The sequence below is a fragment of the Streptomyces sp. KLMMK genome (assembly GCF_036961605.1).
Taxonomy (GTDB): Bacteria; Actinomycetota; Actinomycetes; order Streptomycetales; family Streptomycetaceae; genus Streptomyces; species Streptomyces telluris.
The window spans coordinates 1-13,983 of sequence record NZ_JBAMDC010000038.1 but is presented as its reverse complement, the minus strand read 5'-3'; the positions used below and the strand labels follow the sequence as shown (position 1 = coordinate 13,983).

Here is a 13,983-nt window from a genome sequence, read left to right as displayed (position 1 = left end):
CCTCCGGCCTCCTACGAGCCCAGGATCGTGGTCAGGAATTCGCCCGTCCACGCCAGCAGTTCCCGGCCCACCAGCGGCTTGCCGCCGATCTGGCGCGTCGCCGGGCGGGGGACGAGGATCTGCTTCGTGGCCGGCTTCATGACCGTGCGCGGGTAGAGGCGCTTCAGGCGCAGCTCCTGGGACTCGCGCAGCTCCACGGGGCCGAAGCGCACGTTGGAGCCCTGCAGAGTGATGTCGGAGACACCGCAGGCGCGGGCGAGCATCCGCAGGCCCGCCACCAGCAGCAGGTTCTCCACGGGCTCGGGCAGCTTGCCGTAGCGGTCGGTGAGCTCCTCGCGGACGGCGCGGATGTCCTCCTCGCTGTTCGCGGAGGCGATCGAGCGGTACGCCTGCAGGCGCAGGCGCTCGCCCGGTGCGTAGTCGTGCGGGACGTGGGCGTCGACGGGCAGCTCGATCTTCACCTCCAGCGGTGCCTCCGGCTGCTCCTCGCCGCTCTCCAGGGACGCCCGGTAGTCGGCGACGGCCTCGCCGACCATGCGGATGTAGAGGTCGAAGCCCACGCCCGCGATATGGCCGGACTGCTCGCCGCCGAGCAGGTTGCCCGCGCCGCGGATCTCCAGGTCCTTCATCGCCACGTACATGCCGGCGCCCATCTCGGTGTGCTGGGCGATGGTGGCGAGCCGCTCGTGGGCGGTCTCCGTCAGGGGCTTCTCCGGCGGGTAGAGGAAGTAGGCGTAGCCGCGCTCGCGGCTGCGGCCGACGCGTCCGCGCAGCTGGTGCAGCTGCGACAGGCCGAAGTTGTCGCCGCGCTCGACGATCAGCGTGTTGGCGTTGGAGATGTCGATGCCGGATTCCACGATCGTCGTGGAGACCAGCACGTCGAACTTCTTCTCCCAGAAGTCGACGACGACCTGCTCCAGCCGGCTCTCGCCCATCTGGCCGTGCGCCGTCTGGATGCGCGCCTCGGGGACGATCTCGCGCAGCCGCGCCGCCGCCCGGTCGATGGACTCGACCCGGTTGTGGATGTAGAAGACCTGGCCCTCGCGCAGCAGCTCACGGCGGATCGCGGCGCCGATCTGCTTCTGGTCGTAGGGCCCGACGAAGGTCAGCACCGGGTGGCGCTCCTCCGGCGGGGTGGTGATGGTCGACATCTCGCGGATGCCGGTGACCGCCATCTCCAGCGTGCGCGGAATGGGCGTGGCGGACATCGTCAGGACGTCGACGTTCGCCCGCAGCTTCTTCAGCTGCTCCTTGTGCTCGACGCCGAAGCGCTGCTCCTCGTCGACGATGACGAGGCCCAGGTCCTTGAACTTCGTCTCGGACGAGAAGAGGCGGTGCGTGCCGATGACGATGTCGACCGAGCCGTCGCGCAGGCCCTCCAGGACGGCCTTGGCCTCGCTGTCCGTCTGGAAGCGGGACAGGGCCTTCGTCACCACGGGGAACTGGGAGTAGCGCTCGGAGAACGTGCCGAAGTGCTGCTGCACCAGCAGCGTGGTCGGCACGAGCACCGCCACCTGCTTGCCGTCCTGCACCGCCTTGAAGGCGGCGCGGACCGCGATCTCCGTCTTGCCGTAGCCGACGTCGCCGCAGATCAGGCGGTCCATGGGGACGGACTTCTCCATGTCCTCCTTGACCTCGGCGATGGTGGTGAGCTGGTCGGGCGTCTCCGCGTAGGGGAAGGCGTCCTCCAGCTCCCGCTGCCAGGGGGTGTCGGCGCCGAAGGTGTGACCGGGGGCGGCCATGCGCGCGGAGTAGAGCTTGATCAGATCGGCGGCGATCTCCTTGACTGCCTTCTTGGCGCGCGCCTTGGTCTTCGTCCAGTCCGCGCCGCCGAGGCGGTGCAGCGTCGGGGCCTCGCCGCCCACGTACTTGGTGACCTGCTCCAGCTGGTCGGTGGGGATGTAGAGGCGGTCGCCGGGCTGGCCGCGCTTGGCCGGCGCGTACTCCACGAGGAGGTACTCGCGGGTGGCGCCCTGGACGGTGCGCTGCACCATCTCGATGTAGCGGCCGACGCCGTGCTGCTCGTGGACGATGTAGTCGCCGGCCTGCAGGGTCAGCGGGTCGATCGTCTTGCGGCGGCGGGCCGGCATGCGGCCCATGTCCTTGCTGACGGACTTCTGGCCCGACAGGTCCGTCTCGGTGAGGACGGCGACCTTCAGGCCGGGGTCGACGAAGCCGTTGTCGATGCTGCCGCAGGAGACGTGGACGACCGACGGGGACAGCTCGGCGACATCGGCGTCCAGGCGGGCGGGGATGCCCTCGCCGCCCAGCACCTCGACCGTACGGGCCGCCGGGCCGTGGCCCTCCGTGACGAAGACGGTGCGCCAGCCGTCGGCCAGCCAGCCCTTGGTGTCGGCCAGGGCGCGGGCGGTGTCGCCGCGGTAGGTCTCCGGGGCGTGCATGCCGAGCTTGAGGGTGTCGCCGTCGAGCTCCTCGTCCGCCGCGAAGGGGCTCACCGACCACCACATCTGGCCCAGCTCGCGGGCGCGGTCGCGGACGTCCGCGATGCCCCACAGGGAGGCGGCGTTCACGTCGATCGGGGCCTCCCCGCCGCCGGCCGTGGCCGCCCAGGACGCCTGCAGGAACTCCTGGCTGGTGGCGACGAGGTCCGCGGCGCGGGTCCGCACGCGCTCCGGGTCGCACACGACCGTCATCGCGCCGGCCGGGAGCACGTCCAGCAGCAGCTCCATCTCGTCCACCAGGACCGGGGCGAGGGACTCCATGCCCTCCACCGCGATGCCCTCGGCGATCTTGGAGAGGAGCTCGCCGAGCTCCGGGTGCTCCTCCGCCAGGGCGGCCGCCCGCTCCCGTACGCCCTCGGTCAGCAGCAGCTCGCGGCAGGGCGGCGCCCACAGGCCGTGCTCGGCGACCTCCAGCGAGCGCTGGTCGGCCACCTTGAAGTAGCGGATCTCCTCGACCTCGTCGCCCCAGAACTCGACGCGGAGCGGGTGCTCCTCGGTCGGCGGGAAGACGTCGAGGATGCCGCCGCGGACGGCGAACTCGCCGCGCTTCTCCACCAGTTCGACACGGGCGTACGCGGCGGCCGCGAGCGCGTCCACGACCTCCTCGAGATCGGCGCTCCGCCCGCTGCGCAGGCTGACCGGCTCCAGGTCGCCGAGCCCCTTCACTTGCGGCTGCAGCACGGACCGCACGGGCGCCACGACCACGCTGACCGGGCCCGCCGCGGGGTCGTCCTTGCTGGGGTGCGCGAGGCGCCGCAGCACCGCCAGACGACGCCCGACGGTGTCCGAACGCGGCGAGAGCCGCTCGTGCGGCAGCGTCTCCCAGGCCGGGAACTCCACGATCCCGTCCGGCGGCAGCAGCGAGCGCAGCGCCGCCGCCAGGTCCTCGGCCTCGCGACCGGTGGCCGTCACGGCCAGCACGGGGCGCCCCCCGTCGCGCGCGAGCGCGGCGATCGAGAAGGGACGGGCGGCGGGCGGACCGACGAGGTCGACGTGCGGCCGGTTCCCGTCGGCCGCGGCCTTCACCGCTTCGGCGAGCGCCGGATCATTGACGACGGCGTCGAGCAGACCGTGCAGGCTCATGAAGGCTTTTCCGTCCCGAGGTGGCAAGGATGGCAACAGTTACGACAAGGGGTGACAACGCGAACGGCCCGACACGTGATACGGGCCGGGTGAACCCAGCCTACGACGCTGCACCGACAATCGCGGCCCGACCGTTCCGGGGCCCCGGGGCGCCCCCGACCGCGCCGGTCACGGAGGCCGGACCGTGACCTGGACGATGTACGGGCACTGCTGCCGCACGGCGGCCGGATCCGGCCCCGGTCACCCGTCTTCCCCCGGGAGAGTGGAACACCCCGGGCCGAGCGCCGAAAGCCCGGCCCGGACACACACCCCCGTGGCGTGTCCGGGCCGGGCTTTCCAGGGGGCGCGGGCCTTGGCCCGCGCCCCCCGCCGCCCCTCGCGGGGGCGGCAGCCTGCTAGTCCGTGGCGATGGCGTTCAGGACGTTCATCCGGCCCGCGCGGAACGCCGGGACCAGCGCGGCGAGCAGGCCCACCACCGCCGAGCCCAGGAAGACCGCGGTGATCGTCGGCCAGGGGATGTCCAGGACGCCGAGGCCCTGGAGGGCCAGGAGCTTCTGGGACGTGGTGCCCCAGGCCATGCCGAGGCCGAGGCCGAGGAGGGCGCCGAAGAGGGCGATGACGACCGACTCCAGGCGGATCATGCGGCGCATCTGGCGGCGCGAGAGGCCGATCGCCCGCAGCAGGCCGATCTCGCGGGTGCGCTCGACCACCGACAGGGCCAGGGTGTTCACGACGCCCAGGACCGCGACGATGATCGCGAGGGCCAGCAGGCCGTAGATCATGTTGAGCAGCTGGCCGACCTGGTCCTTGATGAGCTTCTTGTAGTCGGACTGGTCACGGACCTTGACCTGCGGGTAGTCCTCGACCGACGCCTTGAGTGCGGCGGCGGCCTCCTTCGTCTGCCCGTCGGCGGCCTTGGCGAGGACCATGAAGTCCAGCGGCATCTTGTCGGCGGGCAGGTAGCTGCGCGCCGTGGCGATGTTGGTGTACATCGCGCCCTGGTCGATGCTGGTGTCGTCCGAGGTGACGGCCTTGACCGTCAGCTGTGCCGTCCGGCCGTCGACCATGGCGACCTTCAGCCGGTCGCCGAGCTTGATGCCGTGGTCCTTGGCGAAGCCCTCCGGCACGGACATGGCGTCCTTGCCGTAGGCGTCCTTGAGGTTGCCCTTGACCGTCTCGGCGCGCACGTCGTCGGCGTAGGTGGGGGTCACCGCGGAGAGCCGCTGGGTGGTGATCTTGCCGTCCGGGGTGGTGATCTTCGCGTTGACGATCGTGTATTCCGTGACGTGCTCGACGTGCCCGGCGGACTTGATCGCCTTGACGACGGCCGGGTTCAGCGGCTGCTGGTTCTCGGACTGGACGATGAAGTCCGCGCCGACCGACTTGTCGAGCTGGTCCGTGGCCGAGGCGACCATGGAGGAGCCCACCACCGACAGGGCGGCGACCAGCGCGAGGCCGATCATCAGCGCCGAGGCCGTGGCGCCCGTGCGGCGCGGGTTGCGCAGCGCGTTGCGCTCGGCGAGCCGGCCGACGGGCCCGAAGACCCGCAGCACGATCGCGCTGATCACGCGGACGACGAACCCGGCGAGGAGCGGGCCGACGACCACGAAGCCGACGAGGGTGAGGAAGACGCCGATGCCGAGCATCCCCGAGCCAGCCGCGGCGTCGTCGGACTTGGCGGCGGCGACCAGCGCCAGCCCGCCCACGGCGGTCAGCACCAGGCCGATGGCGGCCCGCACCTTGCCGGCCTTGCCGTCGGCCGGGGTGCCGGCGTCGCGCAGGGCGGCCATCGGGGAGATCTTGGTGGCCTTGAAGGCCGGCAGGCAGGCGGCGAGGACGGTGACGACCACGCCGATGGCCAGGCCCACGACCGGCGTCGCGGCCTTGATCGTGAGCTCGTCCATGTCGAGCTTCATGCCCATGGAGCCCATGAGCTCCATCAGTCCCACCGCGAGGGCGACACCGCCGCCGATGCCCAGCACCGAGCCGACGACGCCGAGCAGCACGGCCTCCACCAGCACCGAGCGCAGGATCTGCCAGCGGCTGGAGCCGATGGCCCGCATGAGGCCGATCTCCCGGGTGCGCTGGGCGACCAGCATGGAGAAGGTGTTGACGATGAGGAAGATGCCGACGAGGACGGCGATGCCGGCGAAGCCGAGCAGCGCGTACTTCATGACGTCCAGGAAGGAGCCGACGTCCTTCTTGTTCTCCTCCTTGCTCTCGGCGGCGGTCCGCAGGGCGTAGTCGCCGGCGGAGGAGCCGAGGGCGGCGGAGACCCGCTCCTTGAGCTGCTCGTCGCTGACGCCGGAGGCGGCGGTCAGCCCGTAGCCGCTGAACTCGCCGGTGCTGCCGAGGAGCTTCGCCTGGGCGGTCGGGGTGTCGAAGTAGAAGAGGGCCGCGCCGGGGTTCGTGGTCTTGAACGTGGCGATGCCGACGACCTTGACGGAGAAGTCGCCCGGGGCGGCGATCACCCGGAGGGTGTCGCCCGTCTTCACTCCGTGCTTGCCGGCGGTGTCGGCGTCGACGACGGTCTCGGCCGGGCCGTGCGGCTCGTGGCCGCTGGTGATCTCGACGGACTTCTTCTGGCTCTCGTCCCAGTTGGTGCCCACGGTGGGGGCGCCGGAGGTGGGGCTGAGGCTCTTCTTCCTGCCGTCGACGACGGTCAGCTGCTGGCTGTCGGCCGACGGCTCGACCTTGGTCACGCCCTCGACCTTGGCGAGCTTCGCCCGCAGCGAGGCCGGGACGGTCGCCGGCTTGCCGGTCTGCTGCGCGTCGTCGTTCTTCTTCGGGCCGACGGAGACGTCGGCGGCGGTGTTGGCGAAGAGCTTGTCGAACGTGGCGTTCATGGTGTCGGTGAAGACGAGCGTGCCGCACACGAACGCCACCGAGAGCAGGACCGCGACGGCGGAGAGCGCCATGCGGCCCTTGTGCGCGAGGAAGTTGCGCAGGGAGGTCTTGAGGACGGTCACGACACCCGTCCCCGCGCGTCGAAGTTCTTCATGCGCTCGAGCACCGCGTCGGCGGTGGGGCTGTACATCTCGTCCACGATCCGGCCGTCGGCCAGGTAGAGCACGCGGTCGGCGTAGGAGGCGGCGACGGGGTCGTGGGTGACCATGACGATGGTCTGGCCCAGCTCGTCGACGGAGCGGCGCAGGAAGCCCAGCACCTCGGCGCCGGCGCGCGAGTCGAGGTTTCCGGTCGGCTCGTCACCGAAGATGATCTCGGGGCGGGCGGCGAGGGCGCGGGCCACGGCGACGCGCTGCTGCTGGCCGCCGGAGAGCTGGTTGGGGCGGTGCTTGAGGCGCCCGGCGAGGCCCACGGTCTCCACGACGCGGTCCAGCCACGCCTTGTCCGGCTTGCGGCCGGCGATGTCCATGGGGAGCGTGATGTTCTCGATCGCGTTGAGCGTCGGGAGCAGGTTGAACGCCTGGAAGATGAAGCCGATCCGGTCGCGGCGGAGGCGGGTGAGCTTCTTGTCCTTGAGGCCGGTTATCTCGGTCTCGTCGATGAAGATCTGCCCGGACGTGACCGTGTCGAGGCCCGCCAGGCAGTGCATCAGGGTCGACTTGCCGGAGCCGGACGGGCCCATGATGGCCGTGAACTGCCCGCGGGCGATGTCCACGTCCACGTGGTCGAGGGCGGTGACGCGGGTCTCGCCGGACCCGTACGCCTTGACGACCCCGCGGGCCCTCGCCGCGACGGCCGCATGTCCTCCACTGCCCCCGGTCTTGGGAATCGATACAGCCGTTGTCACGGTGGGTCTCCTATGCGTGCTCACTGAGGGGGTACGGTCCACAGCCTGCTGGAAGGCGGGGGCCCGCGGCGATGGTGCTCGTCCGTGTATCCGTGGTGGGGCTACCCCCACCACCGCTCTCCGGCCGCCCTCGAAAAGGCTAGGCAGCGGCGGCCCCCGGCTCCTCCCCCTGCGGTACGAACCGGGCGGCGGGACGAGCAGGAGAAAGCCGGGAACGTCCCCTAGGGGATCCGGCGTTGCCGGGCCCGTCCTTCTCGGGGTCGGCGCACCCCGAGCATGCACCCTGCCGCTACGTGAGGCTCAAGTGAGACCCTGACCGACGAATGCGTGCAAGGGGAAACGACCTCGGGGGGCGGCATGGGCGGCACAGGCGGCGGCAAGGGCGGCGGCACAGGCGGCGGCACAGGCGAGAAGAACGGCAACAACGGCAAGGGCGGCAGGCACGGGGCCGGCGGCGGCATACCCGAGAGGGAGACACCGGACGCGCCGCCGCCCGCCGGCTCCCGCCGCGGCCCCGTCGTCGCCGCGCTCATGCTCGCCATGGCGCTCGCCGCCCTCGACGGGACCGTCGTCTCCACGGCCGTCCCCCAGATCGTCGCGGACCTCGGCGGCTTCACCGTCTTCTCCTGGCTCTTCTCCGGCTACCTCCTCGCCGTCACCGTCACCCTTCCCGTCTACGGCAAGCTCTCGGACACCTTCGGCCGCAAGCCGGTGCTCCTCGCCGGGATCGTCCTCTTCCTCCTCGGCTCGGCCCTGTGCGCCGCCGCCTGGAGCATGCCCGCGCTCATCGCCTTCCGCGTCCTGCAGGGGCTCGGCGGCGGTGCCCTGCAGGGCACCGTGCAGACGATCGCCGCCGACCTCTACCCGCTCAAGGAGCGCCCCAAAATCCAGGCCAGGCTGTCCACGGTCTGGGCCACCGCCGCGGTGGCCGGGCCGGCGCTCGGCGGACTGCTCGCCGGGTACGCCGACTGGCGCTGGATCTTCCTCATCAACCTGCCGGTCGGCGCGGTGGCCCTCTGGCTGGTCAAGCGCCACCTCCACGAGCCCGCTTCGCACACCCACGCGCGCCCGCGCGCGCGTGTCGACTGGCCCGGCGCGCTCGGCGTCTTCGCCTGCGGCGGCCTGCTGCTCTGCGCGCTCGTGCAGGGCGGCGTGGCCTGGCCCTGGCTCTCCCCGCCCTCGCTCGCGCTCTTCGCGGGCAGCGCGGTGTGCGCGGGCGTGACCGTCGCCGTGGAGCGGCGCGCGGCCGAGCCCGTCATTCCCGGCTGGGTCTGGCGCCGCCGCTCCATCTGCGCCGTCAACCTCTCCTTCGGGGCGCTCGGGCTCCTGATCATCGCGCCGACCGTCTTCCTGCCGACGTACGCCCAGGCCGTCCTCGGCCTGGGGCCGATCGCCGCCGGGCTCGTGCTCTCCGTGATGACGCTGAGCTGGCCGGTCTCCGCCGCCCTGAGCAGTCACGTCTACAACCGCATCGGCTTCCGCAGCTGCGCGGCCCTCGGCATCGGCCTCGCCGCGCTGATCCTGCTGTTGTTCCCGCTCCTCCCGCACCCGGGCGCCGCCTGGCAGCCGGCCCTGGTGATGCTGGCGCTCGGCGCGGCCCTCGGCCTGTTCCAGCTCCCGCTGATCGTGGGCGTGCAGTCGTCGGTGGGCTGGGCGGAGCGCGGCACCGCCACCGCGTCCGTGCTCTTCTGCCGGCAGGTCGGGCAGAGCGTCGGGGCGGCGCTCTTCGGGGCCGTCGCCAACGGCACGCTCGCCGCGCGCCTTGAGGACGCCCCGGCCTCCGTACGGCCCGGGCTGCCCGCGGACCTCGACTCCGTCTCGCGCGCCCTGGAGCACGCGAGCACGTCCCTCACGACGGAAGCGGCCGGATATCTGCGGCAGGCCGTCTCCGCGGCGGTCGACCACGTCTATCTGGGGGCCGCCGGGGCGGCAGGGCTGGCACTGCTCGCCCTTCTGACGCTGGCGCCACGGCACTTCCCCGTGCACGCAGGCGAACCCCCTGCGGAATCCGCCGCGGACAAATACCAGGAAACGGGCAAAATAGGGGGAGTTGAGGGGGAACGAAGGGCGAATAATACGTGAAGGCGGCCATCGGGCAAGACAATTGGGGCCACAGGGAATTAGTGTTCGGGGTCATGGCCGAGGGGGGAAGTCGTGCACCCCCTTCGCACGGGCCGCAGGTCTCCGAAGGAAGCAGCATCGTGAAGATTCTCCCTACGCGCGCTGCCAGCGTCTCCCGGCAGGGTCTGTGCACGGCCCTGCTCGTAGCCAGCCTCACGGCAGCGGTCGGCGTCAGTCCCGCGCACAACACCGCGGACTCGGACGACCCCGCCAAGGACCCCAAGAACCCGCAGGGCCTGCCGCACGGCAACCCCAACCTCACGCTGCCCGACCTCAGACCCAAGGGTCCCGGCGGCCTGCCCGGCGCGCGCGGCGACGGCAAGAACGACGCCAAGGACGCCACCACCGGCATCCCCGCGACCGCCCTGGACGCCTACCGCAAGGCCGCCCAGCGCGCGGCCGCCGACCTGCCGGGCTGCCACATGCCCTGGGAGCTCATAGCCGGCATCGGCAACGTGGAGACGCACCACGGGACCTACCAGGGCACCCGCATGACGTCCGACGGCACCACGGACAAGCCGATCCTCGGCCCGCAGCTCAACGGCAACGGCTTCGCCCTCATCAAGGACACCGACGGGGGCGCGCTCGACGGCGACACTGCCTACGACAAGGCCGTCGGCCCCACGCAGTTCCTGCCGTCCACCTGGGCGCTCTACGGCGCCGACGGCAACGGCGACGGCAAGAAGGACCCCAACAACATCTACGACGCCGCGCTCGGCACCGCCAAGTACTTGTGCGCGGGCGGCAAGGACATGAACAGCGCGGCGGATCTCGACAGGGCGATCCTCAGCTACAACCCCTCGCGCGAGTACGTGAACGCCGTCACGTCCTGGATGCGCGCCTACAAGGAGGGCAACGTGCCCTCCCTGCCGGACCCCGCGGGCAAGCCGTCGGGCAACACGCCCGGGGGGAGCGGGACTCCGGCGGTTCCGTCCGGGCCGTCGGCGCCTCCGGCATCCGGGGCATCCCCCAAGCCGCCGAAGCAGACGCCTCCTTCGAAGCAGACGCCGCCGTCGAACGGCGGGAAGCCCGGCAAGCCCGGCGGCGGCAACAAGCCGGGGGGCGACACCAACAAGCCCGGTGACGGCGGCACGCACAAGCCCGGTGGCGGCGGCACCGACAAGCCCGGTGGCGGGGACAACAAGCCCGTCCCGCCCGCCCCCGCGAGCCGGCTGGAGCGCATCGGCGACGACCGCGCCTGGGAGACCTACGCCGGCGAGGCGTTCAAGGAGCGGGCCCGCGTCCTGGTCAAGGACAAGTCCGGCAAGCCGGTGGCGGACGCCCGCGTACGGTTCGAGGCCGGCGGCGGGACCGGGGCCGCGTTCGCGGACGGCTCGGCCTCGATCACCATCACCACCGCGAAGGACGGCACGGCCACCGCGCCGAGTGTCGTGGCGGGGCCGAGGAGCGGCGACGTCACGCTGACGGCGACGGTCGTCGGCCGCGACATCCCGGCGGTCAAGTTCGCCGGCACGGTCAAGGTGCGGGCGGCGAAGCAGATCGACGTCGTCGGCAAGCCCGAGCTGAAGGCCGCGCCCAACGGCGCGTTCGCCGACCGCATCCAGATCAAGGTCCTGGGCGAGGGCGGCAAGGACGTGATCGGGGCGGACGTGACCGTGTCGGTGACCAAGCCCGACGGGAAGACCGTCCCGGACGGCGGCCCCTACTTCAAGGGCAAGGGCACCGACGCCAAGCCGGTACGCATCCTGAAGGCGGGCACGACCGACAAGGACGGCGTCCTGACGCTCCCGGAGCTGCTGACGGACGACAAGTCGGGCGCGTATGCGCTGCGTTTGGAGACGGCCGACGGAGCGGTGCTGATTGTCCAGCTGACGGTGACGGCACTGGGGGCGTCGACGCCCCCGGCGACGCCCACGCCTCCGGCGCCGGCCAAGTAGCCCCTGCGCCGCACGGCACCGCCGGACTCCGCCGTCGTGGTTGCGCGCCGCGGCGGCGGATTCAAGGGTGGGGCACCGTTGGCCTGCCTGCAGCACGGAGTCGGCTGCGGCCGGGCCGAAGGATGCCGCCGCACCCTTGGCCCACAGCTCAGGTGAAGGATGCGGCCGCATCCTTCACCCCGCCGCGACGGCGCTCAGTCACAGCGGCGGTACCCGGCGGTGCCGGACCTGCCTGAGCCCGTACGGCACCGCCGGGCTCCACCATCGGGGTTGATCGCCGCCGCGGCGGATTCAAGGGTGCGGACACCCTTGACCCCGTGCCCGCGCCCAGGCGGAGGCGGCACCTCCGGACTCCGCGGCGGAGAGGGCGCGGGGCCCGCCGCGCAGGCGCTCAGGCGTCCCCCGCCCCCAGATCCTCCGCCACCGGTTTGCCCGTCAGGGCCGCCAGGCTGTGGCGGACGTGGGCCATGTGGGCGCGCAGTTCCTCGCGGCGCTCCTCGTGTTCGCGGAGGATCCGTTCCACGTCGCGCACGACGCGCTCCTCGCGGACCCGCGCCTGCGCGATGAGGGCGGCCCCCTGTGCGTCGGCGTCCTCCTGCCCGTGCCGCGCCGCCTCCTCCGCCTCCGCGTAGCGCCGCTGCGCTTCGGCCAGGGTGTTGCGCGCGTACTCCTCCATCGCCGCGATGCGCGTGTCGAGCGCGGCCTCCCGCTCGGCGATCTCCCGCCCGGCGGTCTCCCAGCGCTCGGCGTGGTCCTTCTCCTGCTCGGCGAGCGCGGCGGCGGTACGTTCCCGCATCTCGGTGAGCGCCGCCGCGGCGTCCTCGCGCCGCTGCTTGGCGTCGCGGCGGGCGACGGCGACGACGTCGTCGGCGACGGTCTCGGCGGCGACGAGCGCCTGCCGTGCCCATTCGTCGGCCTCGGCGCGCAGGGAGGTCGCCTGTCCGTGCGCGGCGTCCCGGACGGCCCGCCCGTGCGCCTCCGCCGCGTCCATCATCTCGGCGGCCGCGGCCTCGGCCCGCTCCCGCAGCCCGGCGGCTTCGGCCTGGGCGGTGACGAGCAGGCCCTGGGCCCGCTGGCCGAGCGACTCGTACGTCTGGGGTGGGAGCTGCGCCACCACCTGTCCGAGGCGCTGGGCCTCCTCCTCCATCTCGCGCGCGAGTACGGTCAGCCGCGCCACCCGCTCCCAGGCCGCGTCCCGCTGCCGCGCGAACTCGGCGAGAGCGCGATCCACCTGCTCGGGCCGGTAACCCCGGCCCCGTACGACGGAGAATCCGTCGGGAGACACCGATGCACTCATCCTTGAAGCCCCTTATATCCCGGATGTCCGGTATGTGACGCAGTCTGGCGCACATCATCCCCGGACCACGGGAAGTGCCGATGACGCGACACTCCGCCCGCTCCTTGTGTCAAGGATGCGCCAACCTACGACACGGGGCGTCCGACCCTCATCCCGGATCGGACGCCCCGCGCCCTCAACGCCCCGCCGCCGCGGCTAGAACAGGCCGTCCCACATCTGCTCCACCAGGACCGACCACCAGTTCTCCGGCGATGCCAACGCGGCCGTGTCCAGCGCCATCAGCTGTTCCTGGAAATCCACCGTCCAGCGGCCCGCCTGCTCCGGCGTCAATCCGTAGCGCCAGCGCCACATCTTCCCGAGCAGCGCCAAAGAGCGAACGAACTGAGGCAGGCTCGTGTTGACGAACTGCGGAGGAACGGACGAACCGCCCGGCCCCGCCTCCAGCGGCACCGCCACGATGTGCGCCGTGCCGTACTGCACGCACAGCTGCTTGCCGAAGTCCGTGCCCATCACCAGGTACGAGCCCGCGTCCGGCGCCGCCTGCACGTGCCGCTCCGCCGCCAGCTCCGCCAGCGTCGGCACCGGCCGGCCCGGCTGCGCCTGGCCCCAGAAGAACGGCCCGCAGTCCACGGGCACGCCCGCCCACACCAGCGTCTGCGCGACGACGTCCGGCACGCCCTGGCGCGACACCGCGCGCTGCTCGAACCGGAACACGCCCTGCGGGCCGAAGGACTCGGCCAGCTCCCGGGCCACCACGTCCGGGCCGACCGGCGGCGCCTGCTGCACCTGGCCGGGCTGCGGCAGCGGCACCCGGTTCGGCGCCGGGCGGGCCGGGCCGTCCGCGACCTGGTGCAGCTCGCCCTGATGCTCGATCAGGTGCCGGACGCCCTGCTGGCGCGTGGCGTGGTCGCGGCCGTACGCGGCCGTGTGGCTGATCGTCGCCTGCGGCCAGTTCTCCCGCACCATGCGGGCGCAGTAGCCGCCGGGGCCGTCGCACGACTCCAGCTCCGTGTGCAGCTCCAGCACCTGCTCGCGGGGCACGTTCAGCCCCATCAGCTCGTGCAGGATCTGCCACTCCGGGTGCGGCGTGCCCGGCGCGCTGCGCCGGATGAGCTGCTGCTCGGAACCGTCGTGCGCGCGGTAGCGCAGGACCGCCATGTAGCCCGGGCCGACGGTCGGGAGACCGGTGGGCGCCTGGGGGTAGCCGTACGCCGGGGCCGCGCCTTGCGGAGCGGCCGGGGCCTGCGGAGCGGCCGGTCCCTGCGGCACCGGGGGCATGCCGGGCCCGCCGGGGCTCGCGAGCATGGTGGCGGCGTGGTGCACCCCACCGGGGCCGGGGGGCGGCGTGCCCGGGCCCTGTCTCTTCTC

General features: G+C 72.4%; 7 protein-coding genes. 2 read left to right on the top strand and 5 right to left on the bottom strand.

Annotated elements, in window-relative coordinates; genetic code table 11:
• Positions 1-11 precede the first annotated feature (11 nt).
• From mfd to V7793_RS10110, 3 genes are all read right to left on the bottom strand, one after another.
• Positions 12-3,545 carry a transcription-repair coupling factor gene (gene mfd / locus V7793_RS10120; RefSeq protein WP_336004543.1) on the bottom strand — a complete coding sequence of 1,178 codons (3,534 nt, stop codon included), beginning with the start codon at positions 3,543-3,545 and terminating at the stop codon, positions 12-14.
• Between the two features lie 395 nt (positions 3,546-3,940).
• Positions 3,941-6,514: an ABC transporter permease gene (locus V7793_RS10115; RefSeq protein ID WP_336004540.1), complete on the bottom strand. Its 2,574-nt coding sequence runs from the start codon at positions 6,512-6,514 to the stop codon at positions 3,941-3,943.
• A complete protein-coding gene (locus tag V7793_RS10110; protein ID WP_336004536.1) occupies positions 6,511-7,299 on the bottom strand; it encodes an ABC transporter ATP-binding protein in 789 nt (262 codons plus the stop codon). Before V7793_RS10110 ends, V7793_RS10115 begins: the two co-directional genes overlap by 4 nt.
• A 357-nt stretch (positions 7,300-7,656) precedes the next feature.
• On the opposite strand from V7793_RS10110, the gene V7793_RS10105 reads away from it, so the two are divergent.
• Together V7793_RS10105 and V7793_RS10100 are read left to right on the top strand one after the other, a co-directional pair.
• Entirely contained in the window at positions 7,657-9,381 is a 1,725-nt protein-coding gene (locus V7793_RS10105; protein ID WP_336004531.1) for an MFS transporter, read from the top strand.
• Between the two features lie 119 nt (positions 9,382-9,500).
• Complete coding sequence (locus V7793_RS10100; protein WP_336004527.1) at positions 9,501-11,318, top strand: lytic transglycosylase domain-containing protein; 1,818 nt, start codon at positions 9,501-9,503, stop codon at positions 11,316-11,318.
• Positions 11,319-11,709: 391 nt separating this feature from the next.
• Here V7793_RS10100 and V7793_RS10095 read toward each other — a convergent pair whose 3' ends face one another.
• Both V7793_RS10095 and V7793_RS10090 read right to left on the bottom strand, forming a co-directional pair.
• Entirely contained in the window at positions 11,710-12,603 is an 894-nt protein-coding gene (locus V7793_RS10095; RefSeq protein ID WP_336004521.1) for a cellulose-binding protein, read from the bottom strand.
• Between the two features lie 207 nt (positions 12,604-12,810).
• Positions 12,811-13,983: SUKH-4 family immunity protein (locus V7793_RS10090; protein ID WP_336004517.1), on the bottom strand; the 1,173-nt coding region annotated here is incomplete at its 5' end.